Annotated in this window: 14 protein-coding genes and 2 pseudogenes; 8 read left to right on the top strand and 8 right to left on the bottom strand. The window is 69.3% G+C overall.

Features of this window, described 5'->3' with window-relative positions; genetic code table 11:
• Nucleotides 1-49 precede the first annotated feature (49 nt).
• On the bottom strand, nt 50-1687 hold the full coding sequence (locus ABT115_RS12720) for an acyl-CoA dehydrogenase family protein (protein ID WP_351787645.1): 1638 nt from the start codon (nt 1685-1687) through the stop codon (nt 50-52).
• 17 nt (nt 1688-1704) lie between these two features.
• Between ABT115_RS12720 and ABT115_RS12715 the strand changes: the two genes are divergently transcribed.
• Both ABT115_RS12715 and ABT115_RS12710 read left to right on the top strand, forming a co-directional pair.
• On the top strand, nt 1705-2865 hold the full coding sequence (locus tag ABT115_RS12715) for a YihY/virulence factor BrkB family protein (RefSeq protein WP_351787642.1): 1161 nt from the start codon (nt 1705-1707) through the stop codon (nt 2863-2865).
• 9 nt (nt 2866-2874) lie between these two features.
• Nucleotides 2875-3657 (top strand): annotated as a pseudogene (locus ABT115_RS12710) (DUF6597 domain-containing transcriptional factor).
• Here the strand turns inward: ABT115_RS12710 and ABT115_RS12705 are convergent.
• The 3 genes from ABT115_RS12705 to ABT115_RS12695 all read right to left on the bottom strand — a co-directional run bounded on the left by ABT115_RS12705 (nt 3597) and on the right by ABT115_RS12695 (nt 6783).
• Complete coding sequence (locus ABT115_RS12705) at nt 3597-3989, bottom strand: VOC family protein (protein ID WP_351787636.1); 393 nt, start codon at nt 3987-3989, stop codon at nt 3597-3599. The pseudogene ABT115_RS12710 and the gene ABT115_RS12705 sit on opposite strands and share 61 nt — an antisense overlap.
• Nucleotides 3990-4130: 141 nt before the next feature.
• On the bottom strand, nt 4131-5690 hold the full coding sequence (locus ABT115_RS12700) for a 3-hydroxyacyl-CoA dehydrogenase (protein WP_351787633.1): 1560 nt from the start codon (nt 5688-5690) through the stop codon (nt 4131-4133).
• 259 nt (nt 5691-5949) lie between these two features.
• Nucleotides 5950-6783, bottom strand: coding sequence for a chaplin (locus ABT115_RS12695; RefSeq protein WP_351787630.1), 834 nt, complete (start codon nt 6781-6783; stop codon nt 5950-5952).
• Between the two features lie 864 nt (nt 6784-7647).
• Between ABT115_RS12695 and ABT115_RS12690 the strand changes: the two genes are divergently transcribed.
• Both ABT115_RS12690 and ABT115_RS12685 read left to right on the top strand, forming a co-directional pair.
• Nucleotides 7648-7875, top strand: a complete 228-nt coding sequence (locus ABT115_RS12690; RefSeq protein WP_351787627.1) for a chaplin — start codon at nt 7648-7650, stop codon at nt 7873-7875.
• Between the two features lie 227 nt (nt 7876-8102).
• Complete coding sequence (locus tag ABT115_RS12685) at nt 8103-8303, top strand: hypothetical protein (RefSeq protein WP_351787625.1); 201 nt, start codon at nt 8103-8105, stop codon at nt 8301-8303.
• Between the two features lie 54 nt (nt 8304-8357).
• On the opposite strand, the pseudogene ABT115_RS12680 reads toward ABT115_RS12685, so the two are convergent.
• Nucleotides 8358-8462: pseudogene (locus ABT115_RS12680) on the bottom strand (DUF5949 family protein); the annotation flags it as partial.
• Between the two features lie 411 nt (nt 8463-8873).
• Between ABT115_RS12680 and rsgA the strand changes: the two are divergent.
• The gene (gene rsgA, locus ABT115_RS12675) at nt 8874-10049 is read left to right on the top strand and encodes a ribosome small subunit-dependent GTPase A (RefSeq protein WP_351787622.1); all 1176 of its coding nucleotides are present in this window, start codon (nt 8874-8876) and stop codon (nt 10047-10049) included.
• A 71-nt stretch (nt 10050-10120) separates the two neighbouring features.
• Complete coding sequence (locus ABT115_RS12670; RefSeq protein WP_351787856.1) at nt 10121-11524, top strand: AlkA N-terminal domain-containing protein; 1404 nt, start codon at nt 10121-10123, stop codon at nt 11522-11524.
• A gap of 74 nt (nt 11525-11598) precedes the next feature.
• Here ABT115_RS12670 and ABT115_RS12665 read toward each other — a convergent pair whose 3' ends face one another.
• Together ABT115_RS12665 and ABT115_RS12660 are read right to left on the bottom strand one after the other, a co-directional pair.
• Nucleotides 11599-12081 (bottom strand): DUF456 domain-containing protein, encoded by a 483-nt coding sequence (locus ABT115_RS12665; RefSeq protein ID WP_351787619.1) that lies wholly within the window; start codon nt 12079-12081, stop codon nt 11599-11601.
• A gap of 137 nt (nt 12082-12218) precedes the next feature.
• Nucleotides 12219-13208 (bottom strand): helix-turn-helix domain-containing protein, encoded by a 990-nt coding sequence (locus ABT115_RS12660; protein WP_351787617.1) that lies wholly within the window; start codon nt 13206-13208, stop codon nt 12219-12221.
• A gap of 210 nt (nt 13209-13418) precedes the next feature.
• On the opposite strand from ABT115_RS12660, the gene ABT115_RS12655 reads away from it, so the two are divergent.
• Together ABT115_RS12655 and ABT115_RS12650 are read left to right on the top strand one after the other, a co-directional pair.
• The gene (locus tag ABT115_RS12655) at nt 13419-17186 is read left to right on the top strand and encodes a S8 family peptidase (RefSeq protein WP_351787614.1); all 3768 of its coding nucleotides are present in this window, start codon (nt 13419-13421) and stop codon (nt 17184-17186) included.
• Nucleotides 17187-17475: 289 nt separating this feature from the next.
• Complete coding sequence (locus ABT115_RS12650) at nt 17476-19218, top strand: pyruvate dehydrogenase (protein ID WP_351787611.1); 1743 nt, start codon at nt 17476-17478, stop codon at nt 19216-19218.
• Nucleotides 19219-19276: 58 nt separating this feature from the next.
• Here ABT115_RS12650 and ABT115_RS12645 read toward each other — a convergent pair whose 3' ends face one another.
• Nucleotides 19277-22393: an alpha-mannosidase gene (locus ABT115_RS12645; protein WP_351787853.1), complete on the bottom strand. Its 3117-nt coding sequence runs from the start codon at nt 22391-22393 to the stop codon at nt 19277-19279.
• Nucleotides 22394-22473 lie beyond the last annotated feature (80 nt).

Genomic DNA, 22473 nt, shown 5'->3' with positions numbered 1-22473 from the left:
CACTTGCCCCGCCCTGCGGGCGGACCACTCTGCTCGCGAAACACGACACCTAACGCTCGACGGGCCGCGCCCGTTCCACGACCGATGCCAGATCGAGGCTGTGCGGCAGCGTCCCGAACGCCGTGCCCCAGTCCCCGCCCAGCCGTGATGCACAGAACGCGTCGGCGACCTCTGGCGGCGACCAGCGCACCAGTAGCGAACCCTGCAGCACCAGAGCCATCCGCTCGACCAGTCGGCGGGCCCGTGCCTCGATCCCGTTCAGATCGGCGAGCTCGGTCAGCATGTCCTTGATCGCCCCGTCCAGCCGGTGATCTGCACCGCGCGCCCTGCCGACCTCCTGGAGGAACGCGTTCAGCGCCAGCGGCTCGCGCTGCAACGCCCGCAGCACATCCAGCGCCTGTACGTTCCCGGAGCCCTCCCAGATCGAGTTGAGCGGCGCCTCGCGCAGCAGCCGCGGCATCCCGGACTCCTCGACGTAACCGTTGCCGCCGAGACACTCCAGCGCCTCACCCACCATCGGCGTGCACCGCTTCGTCACCCAGTACTTCGCCGTCGGCACCGCAATCCGAAGGAAGGCCCGCTCGCTCTCCGTATCTGCGTCGTACGCCGCCGCCAGCCGAAGCGCCACCACCGTCGCGGCCTCCGACTCCAGCGCCAGATCGGCCAACACATTGCGCATCAGCGGCTTCTCGATCAGCACCCCGCCGAACACGCTGCGGTACGTGCAGTGGTGGATCGCCTGCGCCACCGCCTGCCGCATCAGCGCCGCCGAACCGACCACACAGTCCAGCCGGGTCGCCGCCACCATTTCGATGATGGTGCGCACCCCGCGCCCCTCGTCGCCGACCCGGCGCGCCCACGTCCCGTCGAACTCGACCTCGCTCGACGCATTGGAGCGGTTGCCCAGTTTGTCCTTCAGCCGCTGGATCGCAAACGTGTTGCGCGTGCCGTCGGGCAGCACCCGGGGCAGCAGGAAGCACGTCAGGCCGGCAGGCGCCTGCGCCAGCACCAGGAAGCCGTCGGACATCGGTGCCGAACAGAACCACTTGTGCCCGGTGAGCAGATACTCGCCCTCCGCCGCCAGCGGCTCGGCCCGCGTCGTATTGGACCGCACGTCCGTTCCGCCCTGCTTCTCCGTCATGCCCATCCCGAAGAGCACACCGGCCTTCTGCGCCGCGGGCCGCAGCCCCTGCTCGTACACCGTCGAGGTCAGCAGCGGCTCCCAAACGGCGGCCAGCGCCGGATCGGTCCGCAGCGCGGGCACCGCCGCGTGCGTCATCGACAGCGGGCAGCCCTGCCCCGCCTCGGCCTGCGTCCACACCAGGAACCCGGCCGCCCGACGCACATGACCGCCCGGCCTGCCCCAGGCGTCGGTCAGACCCGCGGTGACCGCATGACCCAGCAGCCGGTGCCAGGCCGGATGGAACTCCACCTCGTCGATGCGATTTCCGTACCGGTCGTGGGAACGCAGCACCGGCGGATTCTCGTTCGCCTGCGCCCCCCACGCCTGTACCTGCGCGGAGCCCGCGGATCTGCCCAGCTCGCCGAGCTCGCCCCGGGCCTCGGCGAGGAGCTCGGGCGGCATGTGACGTTGCACCGCCTCGGCGAGCGCGAGGTCGGCGGCGAAGACGTCGTAGCCGACCAGCGGCGGTACCTGGTTGGACACTGTGTGGGTGGTGGCTGCCATGCCGATACGGTAAGGACGTGCAGGCAGCAAATGAAACACCCGAGCGGCCGTCGGGTCGGCTCGACCGGGCCCGAGTCCTCTACCGCAACGTATCCAAGCGGCAGATGGTTTGGCAGTTGCTCAAGGACACCGTCAACTCGTGCATGGAGTACCGCATTCTGGGACTCGCCGCCGAGGCGGCGTTCTTCACCCTGCTGTCCCTGCCACCGCTGCTCCTCGGCCTGATCGGGCTGCTCGGTTACGTCGACGAGTGGACCAACACCACGACGGTCGCCTCCATCGAGCGCAACATCCTCAACGCCGCGCAGACGGTGCTCAGCCAGCGGGGTGTGAACGACTTCGCCAAACCGCTCCTGGCGGACGTCTCCGGCGGCGCCCGGCCCGATGTCATCTCGATCGGCTTCGCCATCGCGCTCTGGTCCGGCTCCCGCGCGGTCAATGTCTTCATCGACACCATCACGGTGATGTACGGCCTCGACGGCCAACGCGGCATCGTCAAGACGCGGCTGCTCTCCTTTCTGCTGTACGTCGTCGCTCTGCTGCTCGGTGCCGTCGTGCTGCCACTGCTCGTGGTCGGCCCCGACCGGGTCATCGAGTTCATCCCGTGGGGCACCGAGGTCATAAGCGTTCTGTACTGGCCGCTGGTGATCCTGCTGTCGATCGCGTTCCTGACGACGCTCTACCACGTGTCCGTACCGGTCCGTTCGCCGTGGATCGAGGACGTGCCGGGTGCGCTGGTGGCGCTCGCGATGTGGGTGCTCGGCAGCTTCCTGCTTCGGATCTACCTCACCAGTACGGTCGAGGGGCCCACGATCTACGGCTCGTTGGCGGCCCCGATCGCCGTCCTGCTGTGGATCGGTGTCTCCGCGTTCGCGGTGCTGGTCGGAGCGGCGGTCAATGCCGCGATCGACCGGGTGTGGCCCTCGCTCGCGACGGCCGCGGCACGTGCGGCCAATGACCGGGTACGGGCGGCCCAGGCCGCGGAGTTCGTCGCGCGGACGCAGGCGGAGAACCGGGAGGGGGACGACGGCGATGACGACGACAGTCCCTGTATGCCGTCCGAGTTCCCGGAGCGCTGGTCGAGGTTCCTTCCGCCGGACGATGTGAAGTCCAGGCTGCAGCCGAGCCGCGACAAGGAGCCGGACAAGTCGAACCACCTGTCCGGCCCACGTGAATAGCGTGGGCATATGGGCGACAGGTACGAGGAGTGGGCATCGCGGTTCGACGGTGCGACCGTGTGGACCCTGAGTGTTTCGGGCGGATCGGTTCATCCGGTGCTGCCCGACGGCTGCATGGACCTGCTCTGGATCGGCGGACGACTGATCGTCGCAGGCCCCGACACCCATGCCGAGACGCCGGACGTCGGGGCCGGTGGGCAGTACACCGGCATCCGCTTCGCGCCCGGCACGGCCCCCGCACTCCTCGGCCTACCGGCGCACGAACTGCGTGACCGCCGGGTCGACCTTGCGCATCTGTGGCCGGGCGCACGGGTCCGCGTACTCGAAGAGCGCCTCGCCGAAGCCCCCGACCCCGCCGCCGCACTGGAGACCATTGCCCTGCGGCGGGCGGCCGACACCGCACCGCCGGACCCTGTGATGCGGTCCGTAGCCGCACAGCTCGGCGACGGGCGGTCCGTCGCGGACACCGCGCAGACAGTCGGCCTCGGCGCCCGACAGCTGCACCGCCGCTCACTCGCGGCCTTCGGCTACGGGCCCAAGATGCTCGCCCGGGTCCTGCGGCTGCAGCGCGCGCTCACCCTCGCCCGGTCCGGAACGCCGTACGCCGAGGCGGCGGTCGAGGCGGGCTGCACCGACCAGGCCCATCTCGCACGGGAGCTGCGCGACCTGGCCGGGACCACCCTGACCGCCTACCTCACGCCCTCGTAACGGGGCCGGACAGGCACTCGGCCTCAGCTGTTGCCCGCGAACAACGACACCGCGCAGCCGTCCGGGTCGAGGACCGTCGCGTAGCGCTGCCCCCACACGGCGTCCCATGGCTTCAGATGTCCCCGGTACCCGGCGCCGGTCAGCTCGTCATACACCGCGTCCACCTCCGCCGGGCTGTCGCAGAGGAAGGCGAGTTGGAGGCGTTCCCCGCCGCGCGGCGCGGTCCATTCGGGGTCGAACGAGCGGATGACGTTCTCGGTGTCCCACAGCAGACGCTGCCCGCCCGGGAGCGTCACTTCGACATGAGGTGCGGATTCCGCATCGGCGGGGATGTCGAGACCGAGCCGGCGGTAGAAGGCGAGCGATGCGGCCAGATCCGCGGTGATGATGCCGATCGCGTCCATTCGTGGAGTCATGTTCCGAACGTAGGCCGGGCCCCACCACGGGTCTTGTACGAAACGGACATGGGCTGTGATCTCCGAGCGTCTCCGAGGACGCGGACCGTGTACGGCGGGACCTGCCGGGACTGCGGCCCCCCGTCAGATCCCGCCCCGCCGTCACGACGACGCGGTGCCGGCCGTGCAGTCGGCAGGTGACGTCCCCGGGTCCGTCAGCGCCAGACCGAGCTGGGCGCGTTCGGTGACCCAGCGGCTCGGGCGATGGCGCGGATCGCCCGTCGTGCGGTGCAGCGCCCGGTGCAGCTCCAGCATCCGTTCGGCGCCGACTCGGTCGCCCCAGGCCAGCGGGCCGACGGGGTAGCCGAGTCCGGCCGTGACGGCCAGGTCGATATCGGCCGGCGTGGCGATGGAGCGCTCCGCGATCGAGGCGGCGACCGAGACGATCGAGGCGAGCAGCCGCTGAGCGACCGAGCCGGCCGTGTCCCGTACCACCGAGACCGCGAAGGGCTCGTTGCCGTCCCCCGCCCGGGCCAGCACCGCGCGGGCGTCGCGCGCGGCGGCCGGGTCCGCCGCCGGGGTCACGGCCAGCACCCGGCGCCGGCCGCCCGCAGCCAGCGGGTCCACGCCGAAGGTGCGCCCCGCGGGCAGCCGGTGTGCGGGGATCGCGGAGGCCACCGTGATACCCCAGACCGGAACCAGTACGAGGGCGTCGGCGGACGGCTCCGTGCCCGTCTCGACGACGGCGCCCGCAGCGGCCAGCGCCTGACGCAGCGCAGCCGCGTCCGGGTCCTGAGGTGAAGCGCCGTGGACGAACACCGGGCGGTCCTCGTCGCCCGTGACCGGCGGTTCCGGGGCCCAGGCGGGGGCCTTTGGGCCGTAGTCGAACCATCCGCGCCCGGTCTTGCGGCCGTGGAGTCCGGCAGCCACCCGGTTCGGGGTGAGGTAGGAGGGGCGGAGCCGGTCCGCGTACCGGAATCCCTGCCAGATCGAGTCGATCACCGCGGCCGTCACATCCAGACCGGTGAGATCCATCAGTTCGAACGGGCCCATCCGCAGGCCGAGCACATCACGGGCGATCCGGTCGATGTCCGCCGGTTCGGCGACCGTCTCCTCCAGCAGTGCGAGGGCTTCGGTCACCAGGCCGCGGCCGGCGTGATTGACCAGGAAGCCGGGGGTGTCGGCGACCGTCACGGAACGGTGCCCGCAGCTCTCGACGAGCGCGGTGAGGGCCGGCGGGATCTCCGGGCGGGTGGCCGCGCCCGGCACGATCTCGACGATCTTCATCAGCGGTACCGGGTTGAAGAAGTGCAGCCCGGCCAGGCGCGTCGGGTCCTTGAGCGCCGCGGCGATCCGGGTGACCGACAGGGACGAGGTGTTGGTCGCGAAGACGGCCGTCGCGGGCAGCGCCTGCTCCAGCCGGCCGAAGACCTCTGTCTTGGTGTCGAGGTCCTCCCGCACGGCCTCGATGACCAGATCCACGTCCGGGCCCTCCTCCCAAGGGTCGTCGAGTGGTATCAGCCGCTTCAGGGCGGCGGCGGAGTCCTCTGCGGACATCCGGCCCTTCTGCACGGCCCGTTCGAGCATGGACCGTACGAATTCCACGGCGGCCGTCACCGCCTTTGTACGTACGTCGCACAGCTCGACGGTGTGTCCGGCGGTCGCCGCCCACTGGGCGATGCCGCGGCCCATGGCCCCGGCGCCGACGATCCTGATACGCATGGCGGTCGCGGTCCTCTCGGTGTGACATGTGATTCGTCTCAGCGAAGATAGACGCGGTCCGGAGCCATGTCCTCGCGCAGCAGCCGACTGGCAGCGCCTCGGCACGGAGCCGGCCCGAGCCTTCGCCGGCTCGGTGCCGGCCGGCCGGGCGGGCCGCCGTCGGCCTCATGGTTCGCGTGCTGTAAACGAAGCAGGTCCGGTCGGACAGCGTTGGCTGTCCGACCGGACCTGCTCGTCTTCCGGCTGACTGATTCGTGGATCAGCTCTGAGAGCGGCGGACCCGACGCATCAGTACCGCGCCACCGAGCACCAGCGCGGCGCTCGCTCCTGCAGCCACGCCGACGTCAGTGGCACCGGTGTGGGCCAGCTGCGGGCTGCTGCTCGGTGGCTGCGTGGCGTCCCCCGGCACACTGTTGGTCGGAGGCTCATTGACGACGGGAGTGGTCACCGGGGGTTCGACTACCGGCGGTTCGATCACCGGCGGTTCGACCACCGGGGGTTCGACCACCGGGGGTTCGACCACGGGCGGTTCGATCACCGGGGGTTCGACCACGGGCGGTTCGATCACCGGCGGTTCGATCACCGGGGGTTCGACCACGGGCGGTTCGATCACCGGGGGTTCGATCACGGGGGGTTCGACTACCGGCGGCTCGACGCTCGGTCCGCTCCCGTTGGAGCACTCGTTGCCGATCGCGGGATTCAGCGCACCGATGACGTTGACGCTGTTGCCGCAGGCGTTGACCGGGACGTCCACCGGAGCCTGGATGACGTTTCCGGACAGCACACCGGAAGAGTTGGTCGCGGCGCCCTCGGCGCTCGCCCCCTGGCCGCCGTTGCCGTTCCCAGCGCCGCCCTTGTTCTCGCACTCATTGCCGAACGCGGGATTCAGCAGACCGATCACAGTGACCGTGTTGCCGCACACGTTGACGGGAACATGCACCGGTACCTGCACGGTGTTCCCCGAGCCGACACCCGGCGAACCGATGGCGGCGCCATCGGCCGACGCGTCCGCGAACGCGTACCCGCCTGCCGCGGTCAGAATGCCTGACGCCGCCGCCATGACCAGCACGCTCTTACTCAAGGCTTTTCGCATTGGTTGCCCTTTCTTAGGACATTCCGTGCGAGCGGAACGCTCGCGGTTCATCATCAGGCGATGCAGCTTGCGCCGGGGACGCCACCCGGGGGTCTTCCCACGTGAGTCGGCAAGCGGCGATTGCGGAAAGGCGGAGAGACCACGAAGAAGCGTTCTTCATGTGATAAGTCCTGTTCCTGCTCGGTGAACGCCAAAGCTGCACGTTTGATAAAAGTCATAACGACGAGGAATTGTTGAGGAAACTCGAAAGTTCGTGGAAATTTTGTGACCGCTCGAATGGCTTACATGTGAGCGTTCATGTTGACGCTTTGACGCCATTCGTTACGCGCGGGTGCTCGACTCCGCATGGCCCCAGGTCGTTGGCGCCTTGGGGAAGGACTGGGGGGCTGAACGGTCCTCGTCCTTCGCCCCCGTGGCGTTGCTTCGTACTGCTGTCCGTGCGCCTTGGCATTCGGGTGAACGGAGAGAACCAAACGCCCGGCCACGAGTTGGGCAGGTGGCTCCTGCGTGGGGCATTCAGTACGAGAGCAGCATTCCGGTGCCCTCCGGCAACGGTGCGGGCAGCGGCTGATCCAGCCACAATGACAGGCCGGGCCGTCGGTATTCCTCCTCCGTGTGGCCCGGGTCTGATGCTGCCTTCCTCATTGTCGGCGCATCGGATTGTCCGATGATCGTGCCCGTGACATCGAGTGATCGATACTGCGTCATTCGGGCGGTTTTTCGGGAATCTTCTTCTCGAAGAGTTTCTCCTACGGTCTTACATCGTTACGAGTTGCAGTGGCGGAGTTACGAGCGATCAGGACCGCGCTCGTGCGGCACGAAAGACGTGGCCGCTCCGGACTCCGTCGAAAGAAAGGGAAAAAAGTGAAGTACACCAAGGTTGCCGCCATCGCCGCCGGAACCCTGATGGCGATGGGTGCTGCCGCGCCCGCCTTCGCCGACGCCGGCGCCGAGGGCAGCGCCGCCAACTCCGGGGGCCTGCTGTCCGGCAACGTCGTCCAGGCTCCGGTCCACGTTCCGGTCAATGTCTGTGGCAACACCGTGAGCGTGATCGGTCAGCTCAACCCCGCCTTCGGCTGCACGAACTCCTGATCTCTGGTCGGTCCAGCCGAACACTCACGGCCTGAAGCCCCCGTACGCATCCGATGCGTACGGGGGCTTCCCCCTTCTTTCGGTAGTCGATGGCTCCGGTCGCTCGTCGCTGATTCCTCACCCCATGTCGTGCGTCCGGGGGTCCGACCCCTCGAAGGGACGAGCGGACTGGTCCGGTTGCCGTAGTGACGGCAGACGTGACCCGTCGCACCGGGTAGGGGCCGATCATGGACCAGTACGACAGCCAACGCCCCAGCGGCCGGCAGCGGCACGCGCAGGACGCCACACCCATCTACGACCGGCTGCTCGCCGAATGGCGGGCGACCCGCGGCGGCCCGGAGCCGGCTCCGTCCGCCCAGCCCCGTCGACCTGGTACGGGAAGTCGCGTTCCTGCAGCCCGTATCTCCGAGGAAAACGTGGGCGGGTGACGGGCCATCCGTCCCGTCGCCCAGCGAGCAGACGGGAAGGAAGACGACATCGTGGCCGCCATCGGGGTGTTCGCCGCTCCGCCCGATCGGCGTAATCGTGCCCAACTGGGCCTGGGCGAACGCGCCGGTGGCGGTCTGCGGTGAAGTCGTGCTGGGCACGAGAGCGGCCCCGGACCGGTCGTTGTGAATGCGTATCACCTGATCGAGGAGATCTACGGATGTCTCCGATAAGTGCGGTCGTGAAGCACTCCGGACCGGGGCGGCCGGTCGGTCTGACGACCTGGGGAGCAATAGGGAGCCCGCTCCCTATTGCTCCCCAGGTCGTAAATGTGTTGACGCCACCGGACGGCTGCGGGCTATCGTGTGCAGCGTTCCGGACGGCGGACACGAACCGCCGGTGTCGGCCCCGTGCTTGAACCAGGAGGTGAGGACATTGATGACTGTCGCTGCGGTGGGCGTTGCCCACAACCAGAAGAACATCGTTCCCGCCCCCGTGGTCGCCGGCTGACCCTTCCGTAACTTTCCGTGCCTGTGTGCGCGTTGCCGGGGCCACCCTTTGAAGGGTTTCCCTTGTCTTTCCCGTCTTCTCCGTTCTTCGCTTCTTCTCTTCAGGGCTCGTCCGCTTCGCATCCGCTGTCCCCGTACGGCTGGGACGACGACTGGGCCGCTGAGTTCGCCCCGTACGCCGGACAGGGTCTGCTGCCTGGACGGGTGGTGCGGGTGGACCGCGGGCGGTGCGATGTCGTCACCCCGCACGGCACGCTCCGGGCCGACACCGCCTTCGTCGTCCCACGCGATCCGATGCGGATCGTCTGCACGGGCGACTGGGTCGCCGTCGACCCCGATGGTGATCCGCAGTTCGTACGGACGCTGCTGCCGCGGCGTACGGCCTTCGTCCGCTCGACGTCGTCGCAGCGCTCCGAAGGGCAGGTGCTCGCCACCAATGTTGACCACATCGCCATCTGTGTCTCGCTCGCCGTGGAGCTCGACCTGGGGCGCGTGGAGCGCTTCCTCGCGCTCGCCATGTCCAGCTCCAGTGGCGACGCACTACTGCGCGACAGGGCGTCCGCCGGGGACGGTGCCGCCCGGCCGATCGTGGTGCTGACCAAGGCCGATCTGGTGCCGGACACCGCCACGCTGTCGTACCTCGCCCAGGACATCGAGGCCATCGCGCCCGGCGTTCAGGTGCTGCCCGTCAGTTCCGCCACCGGGGAGGGGCTCGATGTGTTCGCCGCCATCGTCTCGGGCGGGACGAGCGTACTGCTCGGGGCATCCGGCGCGGGCAAGTCGACCCTCGCCAACACCCTCCTCGGCCGCGACGTGATGGAGGTGCAGGCCGCCCGAGACGTCGACGGCAAGGGCCGGCACACCACCACGACCCGCAATCTGCTGGTCCTGCCCTCCGGGGGTGTACTGATCGACACGCCCGGACTGCGCGGGGTTGGACTCTGGGACGCGGAGACCGGCGTCGGCCAGGTCTTCTCCGAGATCGAGGAGCTGGCCGAGCAGTGCCGGTTCCACGACTGCGCCCATGCGTCGGAGCCCGGCTGCGCGGTACTTGCCGCGATCGAGGACGGTTCGCTGCCTGAGCGGCGCCTCGAAAGCTTCCGCAAGCTGCTCCGCGAGAACCAGCGCATCGTGGCCAAGACCGATGCCCGGGTGCGGTCCGAAATGCTGCGTGAATGGAAGCGCAAGGGCGCCGAGGGCCGGGCGGCCATGGACGCGAAGCGGGGCCGGCTGAGGTAGGCCGCAGCCCCCGGTCGACGTCCGAATACCGCTAGTGCGGTGCCTGGAGGTGCCGCACACTGGACGGCGTGATGGACGAACAGACCAGGTACGAGGCGGTGAGCAGCCGCGACGCCCGTTTCGACGGGGAGTTCTTCTTCGCCGTCGAGACGACCGGCATCTACTGCCGACCGAGCTGCCCCGCCGTCACCCCCAAACGGAAGAATGTCCGCTTCTACCCGACCGCGGCCGCAGCCCAGGGCAACGGCTTCCGGGCGTGCCGACGCTGCCGCCCGGATGCCGTGCCCGGCTCCGCGGCCTGGAACGTCCGGGCCGATGTCGTCGGCCGGGCCATGCGGATGATCGGCGATGGCGTGGTCGACCGGGAGGGCGTGCCCGGTCTCGCCCAGCGGCTCGGCTACAGCTCACGCCAGGTGCAGCGGCAGCTCAACGCGGAGCTGGGCGCCGGTCCCGTTGCGCTCGCCCGCGCCCAGCGGGCCCACACCGCGCGGGTGCTGCTCCAGACGACCGGGCTGCCCGTGACCGAGGTCGCCTTCGCGTCCGGCTTCGCCAGCGTGCGCCAGTTCAACGACACGATCCGGCAGATCTACGCCCGTACGCCGAGCGCACTGCGCGCCGAGGCCGGGACGGGGCTGGGAGCGGCGGTGCGGAAGGCGCGCACCACCGGGATCCCGCTGCGGCTCGCCCACCGGGGGTCGTACGCGGCCCGCGAGGTCTTCGATCTCCTGGCCGGTGAGGCGGTCACCAGGATCGAGGAGGTCAGCGGGGAGCCAGGCGCCCGTACCTACTGGCGCACTCTGCGGCTCCCGTACGGCACCGGCATCGTGGCCGTCGACGAGCGGTCCGCGGGGTCCTGGCTGGAGGCCCGGATCCACCTCACGGACCTGCGGGATCTGACGACGGCCGTGCAGCGGATGCGGTGCCTCTTCGACCTGGACGCCGATCCGTACGCCGTCGATGAGCGGCTCGGCACCGACCCGCGACTCGCACCGGCTGTCGCCGCCCGCCCGGGGCTGCGCTCGCCGGGTGCCGCGGATCCGGATGAGTTCGCCGTCCGGACGCTGGTGGGCAGGGCCGGGGCTGAGCGGCTCGTCGAGATGTACGGGAAGGTCCTCGACGTACCCTGCGGCGGGCTCACGCATGTGTTTCCCGAGCCGGAAGTGCTGGCCGGTGCGGCGGACGACCCGGCGCTGCGGGCCCTGGCGACCGCGCTTGCCGACGGGGACGTACGGCTCGATGCCGGGGCCGACCGCGACGAGGCCGAGCAGGCGCTGCTGCGGCTGCCGGGGATCGGCCCGGCAGCGGCGGCGCTCATCAGGATGCGTGCGCTCGGCGACCCCGATGTGGATCTGGACGGGAGGCCCGAGTCGGATCGGTGGCGGCCATGGCGTTCGTATGCTGTACGCCACCTCGGTCTCAGGCCTCTTCGTCGAGGGCCCGGCTGTGGATCTTCTTCTGGCCAAGCTCTGCGCTGAAGTGGGCGCCGCGACGGTGACGTACAGGGCACGTCGGCTGATCGCGTCGGCCGGTGGAAGACCCGGTCGGGAGATCAGGACCAGATCACCGCGGCCAGCCAGGCCCCCGTCACCAGCAGACAAGCGAAGAGCTCGACGAGCACGGAATAGCCCGTCGCCCGCATCACCGAGCGGACCGACGCCCAGCCCGCCCCGCGGCTGCCGAGCCGCAGCCGCTCCGCCCCGTAGATCGCCCCCACGTATCCGGCGATCCCGCCCACCACCGGCACCACGAAGAAGCCCACGATCGCGCCGGCCCCGCCCAGCATCAGCGTCTTGCGCGGCGCTCCCGACTCACGGGGGCGCCGCGGCGGCAGCAGCGGCTTCAGCGCCTGGTTCAGCAGGAGCAGCGCGGTGGCACCCATGAGTACGCCCCAGGCGGCCGGAGTCAAGTCGGTCAATGCCCACCAGAGCACCGCGGCCCAGACGATCGCCTGCCCGGGCACCCCCGGCACCAGCACTCCGACCAGGCCGAGAAGCATGACCAGGCCGACAGCGGCGAGCTGCCACACACCCATCTGACCAGCCTGCCGGAGTCCGGCCGGTCCCGCCCGTCAGCGCGGTTCAGAGGCTGCCGGGGCTGGGACCGGCGATACCGCTCAGCGCCGTATCGGCGCGGCGGGCATACCCGGCCGGAGTATCCGGCAGGGCTCGGTCAGGCCAGTGGTGTCCGGGACACCCAGCCCCGCTCGTACGCATGCCAGCCCAACTGCAGCCGGGTCGACACCCCGCTCAGCTCCATCAGACCCTTCACCCGCCGCTGTACGGTCCGCAGCCCGAGCTCCAGTTGTTTCGCCACGCTCGCGTCCGTCAGACCGGCCAGCAGCAGCGACAGAATCTCCAGGTCCGTCGTATCGGGTCCGGTGGATTCCTCCTCCGGCCGGCCGCTCTCGCCGAGCCTGAGCGGCATGGCGTCGCGCCACACCGCCTCGAAGAGCCCCACCAGCGACTCCAGCAGCCCGGAGGCATGAACCACCAGCGCCGCGGGCTCGGCGCCGTGCCCGGTCAGCGGCACCATCGCAAGGGCCGCGTCGGAGATGACCAGTTTGGTGGGCACCCGGTCGACGACCCGGCACTGCTCGTCACGGCTCAGCGCGCTCGACAGCTCCGTCAGCGCGGACGGCAGCGAGAGCACCTCGCGTTCGACCACCACACGGAACGACACCCCGCGCGTGGCGGCCTGTTCCTCGGATTCGTTCTCCACGCCGCTCACGGCGACCGGCTTCCCAGTGACCAGGACGCACACCTCGCTCGTCGCGCCCAGCTGCAACTGGTGGAAGCGGTGCGCCACCGCGCCCGCGCCCGTGACCACCTCGACCAGATCGTGCACGGCGGGCTCGGCCGCATCCGCCCGGTACTCCTCGGCGAGCAGCGCCGCCGCCAGCTCCGCCTGCTCCAGTGCGTGGCGCTGCTGCGTCAGCAGCGCACCCAGGGCGACCCCCGGAGGCGCCGCCACCCACCGCCCGGTGCGGGCGGACGACTGCGCGGCGAGGCCCTGTTGCTCCAGCCTGCGCAGCGCCCGTTCGGTGTCCGACCCGGGAAGTGCCAGCCGGTGCGCGAGGTCGGAGACCTCCGCAGCTCCCACCGCCACGAGCGCGCGGTATGCCGACTCCTGGATCTCGTCGAGTCCTATGGCTCCCAGCATCCCCGGTCCCCTCCCGGACGCATTGATTCCGCACAATTTCGCAGTCTTCGGGCGCCCGGTCGTGGCGGAAAGCAGCCACGGCGTAAACCCGCCATGTACATCATCCCTCCAACGTCCGTCGCTCTGTCAATGTGGCGCCACCGCAGTAGCAACAGCAGCCGGAATGCAGCGGTTCGTTAAGAAGTGTTCCGGTTTAATTTGGGGAGAACGATGCGTCCGATATCGCGTACGGCACTGGGGGCGGCCACTGCAGCCGTCCTGGCCGTTACCGCTATCGCACCGTCCACGGCAGCGCCGCAGGACGACACAATTGCGAAGAGACCGCTGACCGGCAGCGCGGCTGCCGAGGCCAAGGCGGGCAAGCCGGTGATCGTCACCCTGGTCACCGGCGACAAGGTCCTGGTGAGTACGGACAGTTCGGGGGCCGCGTCGGCCACCGCGCTGCCGCGCGAGGACGGCACCGTCCCCCTCGTACAGACCCGGCAATCCGGCAAGGACCTCTACGTCTACCCCGAGACCGCCACCGACGCCCTCGCCGCGGGCAAGGTCGACGAGGAACTCTTCAACGTCACCGGACTGATCCGCCAGGGTTACGACGACGCGAGCACCAAGTCGCTGCCGCTGATCGCCGTCTACGGCCAGGACGCGGCCCGCTCCGCGTCCGTCACCCCGCGTGGCGCCGAGCGCGGACTCGAGCTCGACGCCATCGACGGCGTCGCGCTCAAGGCCGACAAGGCCAGGGCCGCCGACTTCTGGTCGGACGTCACCAACACCCGTTCCCGATCGGCCTCCGGTCTGAAGAAGCTGTGGCTCGACCGTAAGGTTCAGGCCACTCTCGACCAGTCGACCAAGCAGGTCGGTGCCGACCTCGCCTGGGCCGCCGGATACGACGGCAAGGGCACCAAGGTCGCCGTGCTCGACACCGGTGTCGACGCCGAACACCCCGACCTCAAGGGCCGGGTCGCCGCCTCGAAGAACTTCACCGACTCCGCCACCACCGACGACCGGCAGGGCCACGGCACCCACACCATCTCCACCGTGGGCGGCTCCGGCGCGGCCAGCGACGGCAAGCAGAAGGGCGTCGCCCCCGGCGCGGACCTGCTCGCCGGCAAGGTCCTCAACGACAGCGGCTCTGGCGCCGAGTCCTGGGTCATCGCCGGTATGCAGTGGGCTGTCGACCAGAAGGCCGATGTCGTCTCCATGAGCCTCGGCGGCGCGGCGCCGAGCGACTGCAGCGACCCGATGAGCCTGGCCGCCGAGGAACTCGCGCAGAGCAAGGACACCTTGTTCGTCGTCGCGGCCGGCAACTTGGGCCCGACGCTGAACACCGTCTCCTCGCCCGGTTGTGCCCCGAGCGTGCTCACCGTCGGTGCCGTTGACCGCGAGGACGCCACGGCCCAGTTCTCCAGCCGCGGACCCGTGACCGGCTCGCACACCCTCAAGCCCGAGATCACCGCCCCCGGCGTCAACATCTCGGCCGCCGCGGCCGGTGGCCGCGGGGTGTACGCCTACCGGACGATGTCCGGCACATCGATGGCCACCCCGCATGTCGCGGGCGCCGCAGCCATCGTGAAGCAGCGTCACCCGGACTGGACCGCCCAGCAGATCAAGGCGGCTCTCGTGTCCTCCGCGAAGAGCGACATCCCCGGTGACGTGCGCGAAACCGGTGGTGGCCGCCTCGATGTGAAGGCCGCCATCGACACCACCGTCGTCGGTGCCCCCGCCGTCCAGGGCGGCTCGTTCAACTGGCCGCAGGAGACTTCCGACCGCACCACGGTCGACGTCCCGTACACCAACTCCGGCACCAAGCCGGTTAAGCTGTCGCTGAAGGTCCAGGGCGTCACCGGCAACGACGGGTCGGTGGTCCGCTCCTCCGTCGCCAAGCTCGACGCGAACACTGTCACCGTCCCGGCGGGCGCGACCGTCAAGGTCCCGCTGCAGATCGATCCGACCGCGAAGCTGAAGGCCGCCCAGTACGGCGATGTCACCGGGCGTGTCCTGGCCACCGGGCCCGACGGCGTCAAGGTCTCCACCCCGTTCTCGCTGTACGTCGGCGCCGAGACGGTCACCCTGCAGGTCAAGCTGATCGACCGTTCGGGCAAGCCCGCCGCGGGCGGCTCCTCGGTGGACGTCATCGGCACCGACACCGCCAGCGGCGATCGCCGCTTCAACAACGGTGCCGCCGAACAGGTCTACCAGGTGCGTCCCGGTACGTACTTCGTCTCCAGCTTCGTCACGACGACGGACCCGAAGGACGCCACGGGGCGGTTCGTCGAGTCCGTCGGCTACCTCGCACGGCCGCAGCTGAACGTCACCGAGGACACCACCCTGGTCCTGGATGCCCGCAAGGCCCACCGGATCCAGGTGAGGACGGAGGACCGCGCCTCCGAGAACCGCTCCACGACGCTCTCCTTCGGCCGCAGCTGGGACGATGTCTGGCTGCACTCCGGCTCCGTCACCGGTACCGACTCGGTCAAGAACTACTTCGCCGATGTGCAGGGCAAGGCCAGCGATGGCGACTTCGAGTTCGCCAGCTTCTGGCGCGCGTACGCCCCCCGGGTCGAGGAGCTGTCGGTCGTCGGCGGCGCCGAACTGCACCCGGCAGTGGTCGGCGGCGGCTCGGCGAACCTCGACGGAACGGGCGAAGCCGTACTCGTCGACGCGGGCACCGGCACCCCCGACGAGCTGGCGTCCGCCGGTGTCTCGGGCAAGATCGCCCTGGTCAAGGTCGGCGACGACGGCCGCATCGGCACCCACGCGGCGAACGCCAAGGCCGCGGGCGCAAAGGCGGTCATCGCATACCGGCCGTCCGCCGGCCCCTGGCAGCCTTCCGGCAAATTCGGCACGACGCCGCCTCTGCCCGCACTCGGCGTCGAGGCGAGCGAGGCCGACGCCCTCAAGGCCGCCCTGGCCACCGGCCCGGTCAGGCTGAGCTGGAAGGCCACCGCCGTCAGCCCGTTCGTCTACAACCTCGCCTTCCCCGAGACCGGCCCCGTCACCTCGGACCGGACCTACAAGGTCAGGGACAGCAAGCTCGCCAAGTCCACCGCCACGTACGAGGCGATGGGCGTCGCTGCCGACTACCCCGACCTGCTGACCAGCGAGCGGCCGTACGGCGCGCGCTACTCCGCCGCCTTCGACACGGTCGCCATGCCCAGCACGCGCACCGAGTACTACTCGGCGGGCGACACCATCTGGACGCGGTACCTCTCGTCCAGCGCCCCCTACGGCGAGTTCATGACCGACCAGACCCGTACGTACACGGCCGGCGCCGAGCGCACGGAGAACTGGTACCGGGGCATCCCGGTCCCGACCGCCCCGCGTAACGCCGCGGGCAAGGTCCAGCTCGCCGCCGAGCGGCAGGACAACCTGATCGGCGTCGCCCCGAGCTTCTGGAGCGACACCGAGCACGCCGGTATCCAGGGTTCCTTCGGTGACATCGGCAAGATGAAGCTGACCAGTGGCGGCAAGGTGCTGGGTCAGTCCATCTACCCGTACGGGGTGTTCACCGTCCCGGCCGAGGACGCCGCGTACGAACTCACCCTGGAAACTGAAAAGTGGGGCAAGCCCGCCGCGATGTGGAAGCGGTCCACCGCCACCGCGACCACCTGGAAGTTCCGCTCCGAGCGGGACGAGAACGTGTACTCGCAGGGGATTCCGCTGCTCTTCCCGGGCTACGACCTGGACGCCGACGGGCTCAAGGCCCTTGCGGCGAAGGACGGTCAGACGATCGGCCTGAGCGTCACCGGCCACGCGGGCTACACCCCCGGCAAACTGGTCGCCGCAAAGGTCTCCTACTCGTACGACGGCGGCGAGACCTGGACCCAGGCCACCACCGCGGAGGAGGGCGGCCACTGGACCGCGACCGTGAACCACGCGGGCGCGGCCGGCAAGCCGGTCACCCTGAAGACCGAACTGATGGACGCCAACGGCAACTCCGTCATCCAGACCGTGACCGACGCGTACGCCGTGCGTTGATCACGCCCTGACCGGTCCGCCGGGCGTCCTTCCCGTGGGGGTGGGGACGCCCGGCGGACCTTTTTGCTGTACGACGAGACCGCCAGGGGAGGTGCCTGGGCCTCCGCCCGCCCCATTGTCGGCCATGTGGGTGACCGGCCAGGTCTGGATCAACTACCCGACCAAACGAAGACAAAAACCGAATCACAAGGTTCATAACACGGCGAACGTCTCATTTGACTTGACAACTACCGCCATGGGTTGATGGGTGCGGATTCCGGAAGCCGAAGCGCGGAAAGGGTACGTACCCATGGCCAAGCAGAACGTGTCGGAGCAGTTCGTCGACATCCTCGCCCGGGCGGGCGTCAAGCGTATGTACGGCGTCGTCGGCGACAGTCTCAACCCAGTCGTCGACGCCATCCGCCGCAACTCCGCCATTGACTGGATCCAGGTCAGGCACGAGGAGACCGCCGCGTTCGCCGCCGGAGCCGAGGCCCAGATCACCGGCTCGCTGGCGGCCTGCGCCGGATCCTGCGGACCCGGCAATCTGCACCTCATCAACGGCCTCTACGACGCCCACCGCTCCATGGCGCCCGTTCTCGCCCTCGCCTCGCACATTCCTTCGAGCGAGATCGGTCTCGGCTACTTTCAGGAGACCCATCCGGAGCTCCTCTTCCAGGAGTGCAGTCACTACAACGAGATGATCTCCAACCCGGAGCAGATGCCGCGGCTGCTCCAGACGGCCATTCAGCACGCGATCGGCCGAGGCGGCGTCAGCGTCGTCTCGATGCCGGGTGACATCGCGTCGCGGCCCGCTCCGGAGAAGTCGATCGAGCACGCCCTGGTCACTTCGCGGCCGACGGTCCGGCCCGGTGACGACGAGATCGAGAAGCTCTGCCGGATGGTCGACGAGGCGAAACGTGTGACATTGTTCTGCGGCAGCGGCACGGCGGGTGCCCACGCCGAGGTGATGGAGTTCGCCGAGCGGGTGAAGGCCCCGGTCGGGCACGCGCTGCGCGGCAAGGAATGGATCCAGTACGACAACCCGTACGACGTAGGCATGAGCGGACTGCTCGGCTACGGCGCTGCCTACGAGGCGACCAACGAATGCGATCTCCTCATCCTGCTCGGCACCGACTTCCCGTACAACGCCTTCCTGCCCAGCGATGTGAAGATCGTCCAGGTCGATGTGCGCCCTGAGCGCCTGGGCCGCCGCTCCAAGCTGGATCTGGCGGTCTGGGGCGATGTCCGTGAGACGCTGCGATGTCTGACCCCGCGGGTCAAGGCCAAGACCGACCGCAAGTTCCTCGACCGGATGCTGAAGAAGCACGCCGACGCGCTGGAGGGCGTGGTCAAGGCGTACACCCGCAAGGTCGAGAAGCACATCCCGATCCACCCGGAGTACGTCGCCTCGGTGCTGGACGATCTGGCGGACGACGACGCCGTGTTCACCGTCGACACCGGTATGTGCAATGTCTGGGCCGCCCGCTATCTCTCGCCCAACGGCAAACGCCGCGTCATCGGTTCGTTCAGCCACGGCTCGATGGCCAACGCGCTGCCGCAGGCCATCGGCGCCCAGTTCATCGACCGGAACCGGCAGGTGGTGTCGATGTCCGGCGACGGCGGATTCAGCATGCTGATGGGCGACTTCCTCACCCTGGTGCAGTACAACCTGCCGGTGAAGGTTGTGCTGTTCAACAACTCCTCGCTCGGTATGGTCGAGCTGGAGATGCTGGTCGCCGGCCTGCCGTCGTTCGGGACGACCAACAAGAATCCGGACTTCGCGGCGATCGCCAGGGCTGCCGGGGCGTACGGCGTACGGGTGGAGAAGCCCAAGCAACTCGAAAGCGCCCTCAAAGACGCTTTCAAGCACAAGGGCCCGGCGCTCGTCGATGTCGTCACCGACCCCAATGCGCTCTCCATCCCGCCGAAGATCAGCGCGGACATGGTGACCGGCTTCGCGCTCTCCGCCAGCAAGATCGTGCTGGACGGCGGAGTCGGCCGGATGGTCCAGATGGCCCGCTCCAACTTGCGGAACGTGCCCCGCCCCTGAACGAACCCGGGCAGCGGGCCGGCCGCGCCGGGACTTCGCGCCGGGGCGGGCCGGGACCTCATGCAGGGGTCAGGCGCACCGTCAGGATCTGGAACGGCCGCAGCGACATTACGAGACCGCCGTGCTCATCGGCGCTCGCCTCGTACAGCGGCCGTTCCAACAGGTCGCTGATCCGGGCCTGCACGACGGGGAATCCGACCCGCAGCGTCGTGTCGGCGCGCCCGCCCGCCGACTCGTACAGCCGCACGATCACATCGCCGCTGCGGTCCTCGGCGAGCTTGACCGACTCCACCGTGACCGCCGGATGCCCGGTGCTGATCAGTGGCGGCAGGGCCGGCGCTACGGCCGTCCGCAACGGCAGATTGAGCGCCAGCCCCTCCCGTACCGCATCCGTGACCTCACCGCCCGGCGCCAGTGCGTACCTGAACCGGTGCGTACCGAGGTCGGTCTCCGGGTCCGGGCTGTGCGGGGCGCGCAGCAGTGTCAGCCGTACGGTCGTGCCGAGTCCCGAACCGTGCGGGGTCCGGGTCACCTCGTGCCCGTACGTCGAGTCGTTGAGCAAGGTGATGCCGTACCCCGGCTCCGCGACACGCAGCCAGCGATGGGCGCAGATCTCGAAACGGGCCGCATCCCAGCTGGTGTTGTCGTGCGTGGGTCGGTGGACGTGCCCGAACTGAATTTCGGCCGTGGACCGTTCGGCGTGCACATCGAGCGGGAACGCCACCTTGAGGACCTTCTCCGACTCCCGCCAGTCCACCTCGGTGTCGATGTCGATGCGTCGGCTGTCCGCGGTCAGCCGGATCTCCTGCACGATGCGGGACGCCCCGAACGAACGAATCACACGGATGGCGGCCCGCAACGGCCCTTCCTCGACCAGTTCGACGGAGTCGGCGTGGGTGAGGTCGGTGCGGGTGCGGCGATAGTGGCGGTCGATGTCCCAGGCGTCCCAGTGATTGGGATGGTCCGGGTGCAGCTGGAGAAGGTTGGCCCGGTGACCGGGGGCGAGGACGTCCCGCGCCGCGCCGAGATCGCGGACTGCGGCGATCAACCCGTCGCCGTCGACCGTCACCCGCAGCAGCTCGTTGTCGAGTACGAAACCCTCGTCCGCCGAACCGGTCGCTGTGACCGCGTGTTCCGGAACCGCCGAACCGTCCAGCAGACCCGTGCCCAGCCCGGGTGTCTCGGTCAGCACCGCCGTACGCCCGTCGCCCAGTGGCTGCACATGCGCGCCGGAGGGCAGCGCCGCGCTCGCTTCGGCGTCCAGCTCGATCACCTGGCTGCGGTGATACGGCGATGAGTTGAGCGCCACGAGATTCTCGGCCGCGCCCAGCGCCGCCACCGCGTCCGCCACCAGATCGGCCAGCTCCTCCCGCACCCGTTCGTATGTCTCGCGTGCCTCGCGGTGAACCCAGGCGATCGACGAGCCCGGCAGGATGTCATGGAACTGATGAAGCAGCACCGTCTTCCACAGCCGGTCCAGCGCCTCGTACGGATATCGGTGGCCGGGAGTCCGCAGTGCCGCCGTGGTGGCCCACAACTCGGCCTCACGGAGCAGGTGTTCGCTGCGTCGGTTGCCCTGCTTGGTCTTGGCCTGAGTGGTGTAGGTGGCCCGGTGCAGCTCCAGATACAGCTCGCCCGACCAGACCGGTGCCTGCGGCCCGTACTCCTCCTCGGCCGCCATGAAGAACGCCGACGGTCTCTCGATCTCGACCCTTGGTGAACCCTCCAGATTCCTGAGCCTGCGCGCCTTCTCCAGCATTTCGCGGGTCGGACCGCCCCCGCCGTCGCCCCAGCCGAACGGGACGAGGGAGCGGGTAGCCAGCCCTTTTTCCCTGAAGTTCCTTTCTGCATGGGCGAGTTCCCGTCCATGGAACTGTGCGTTGTAGGTGTCCACGGGCGGGAAGTGGGTGAAGACCCTGGTCCCGTCGATGCCCTCCCACCAGAAGGTGTGATGTGGCATTTTATTGCTCTGGTTCCAGGACAGCTTCTGCGTCAGGAACCATTTCACCCCTGCCAGCCGCGCCAGTTGCGGGAAGGCGGCCGTGTAGCCGAAGGAGTCCGGCAGCCAGATCTCCTCCGTCTCCACCCCCAGCTCCTGCTCGAAGAACCGCTTGCCGTGCACGATCTGCCGGGCCAGCGCCTCACCACCCGGCATATTGGCATCGGACTCCACCCACATCGACCCCACGGGAGCCCACTGCCCGTCTGCCACGGCCTGCTTGATCCGCTCCCAGATGTGCGGCTGATGCTCTTTCATCCAGGCGTACTGCTGGGCCTGCGAAGCGGCGAAGACCAGCTCCGGATAGTCCTGGGCCAGCGCGGTGACATTGGCGAAGGTGCGTGAGGCCTTGCGCACCGTCTCGCGCAGCGGCCACAGCCACGCCGAGTCGATGTGCGCGTGCCCTGCGGCCGAGATCCTGTGCGCGCTCGCTGACGCCGGTTGGGACAGTACCTGGGTCAGCTGGTCCCGGCCGGCTCGCGCCGTGCCCGCCACATCGTGCAGATCCAGCGCATCGAGCATGCGCTCCAGTGATCGCAGGATCTCGTGCCGTCGCGAACGGTCGACGGGCAGTTCCCGCATCAGCTCGGAGAGCACCTCGATGTCCAGAACGAGATGCCAGACCTCCTCGTCCAGCACGGCGAGGTCCGCGGAGGCGAACCGGTACAGGGGCCGGTCACCCGCCGTGAGTACGTCCCCGAGCGGCGTCGGCGCGAAGCCGTGCTCCAGAACCGCCGGGTTGGCGGCCGCCTCCAGGAGTAACGAGACCGGTTCACCGCCGGCGGCCGGGGACGCGACCGTCAGATGCCGGTTTCGCGGATGGACCCCCTTGAGCGGGATGCCCGTGGTGTCGTACAGCATCCCCTCGGCCTGGAAGCCGGGCCCCTGAGCGGAGAAGCCGGGGTCGACGACCACCTCGACGCGCCGCCCCGCCCAGTCCTCGGGCACCGTCCCCTCCAGCCGGAACCAGCTGGTGGACCACGGCTTCCCCCACTCCGTGCCTGTACTGAACGGCTCGTAGCTTCCTTCCAGTGCCTGGGCCACCGGTACGGGTTCGCCTGGGATGTGCCGGACGGAGAGGGTGAGCGGGGTTCGGGCCGGGTACTGGGCGGGGCGGATGAACTGGTGAAGGGCCCTTTCGAGGCGGTCCTCCACCAGGGTGCGGTCGTCGTGCATCACGGCTCCTCGGGTCGGTGCCTTGGGAGTGTCCATGGCTTCACTTCCCCGGGGGCGGAACCCGCACCCCTGCGGGCGGT

Source organism: Streptomyces sp. NPDC001832, from assembly GCF_040297265.1.
Lineage (GTDB): Bacteria > Actinomycetota > Actinomycetes > Streptomycetales > Streptomycetaceae > Streptomyces.
The sequence above is the reverse complement of the archived record's forward strand: the minus strand, read 5'-3'. Positions and strand labels throughout refer to the sequence as shown.

Excerpts from the sequence above, each read along its gene's own strand:
- ABT115_RS12645 (WP_351787853.1), bottom strand. The coding sequence starts at position 22,393 with ATGCACGACGACCGCACCCTGGTGGAGGACCGCCTCGAAAGGGCCCTT.
- ABT115_RS12705 (WP_351787636.1), bottom strand. The coding sequence starts at position 3,989 with ATGACTCCACGAATGGACGCGATCGGCATCATCACCGCGGATCTGGCC.
- ABT115_RS12695 (WP_351787630.1), bottom strand. The coding sequence starts at position 6,783 with ATGCGAAAAGCCTTGAGTAAGAGCGTGCTGGTCATGGCGGCGGCGTCA.
- ABT115_RS12720 (WP_351787645.1), bottom strand. The coding sequence starts at position 1,687 with ATGGCAGCCACCACCCACACAGTGTCCAACCAGGTACCGCCGCTGGTC.
- ABT115_RS12665 (WP_351787619.1), bottom strand. The coding sequence starts at position 12,081 with ATGGGTGTGTGGCAGCTCGCCGCTGTCGGCCTGGTCATGCTTCTCGGC.
- ABT115_RS12670 (WP_351787856.1), top strand. The coding sequence starts at position 10,121 with ATGGACGAACAGACCAGGTACGAGGCGGTGAGCAGCCGCGACGCCCGT.
- ABT115_RS12685 (WP_351787625.1), top strand. The coding sequence starts at position 8,103 with ATGGACCAGTACGACAGCCAACGCCCCAGCGGCCGGCAGCGGCACGCG.
- ABT115_RS12655 (WP_351787614.1), top strand. The coding sequence starts at position 13,419 with ATGCGTCCGATATCGCGTACGGCACTGGGGGCGGCCACTGCAGCCGTC.
- ABT115_RS12660 (WP_351787617.1), bottom strand. The coding sequence starts at position 13,208 with ATGCTGGGAGCCATAGGACTCGACGAGATCCAGGAGTCGGCATACCGC.
- ABT115_RS12700 (WP_351787633.1), bottom strand. The coding sequence starts at position 5,690 with ATGCGTATCAGGATCGTCGGCGCCGGGGCCATGGGCCGCGGCATCGCC.
- ABT115_RS12650 (WP_351787611.1), top strand. The coding sequence starts at position 17,476 with ATGGCCAAGCAGAACGTGTCGGAGCAGTTCGTCGACATCCTCGCCCGG.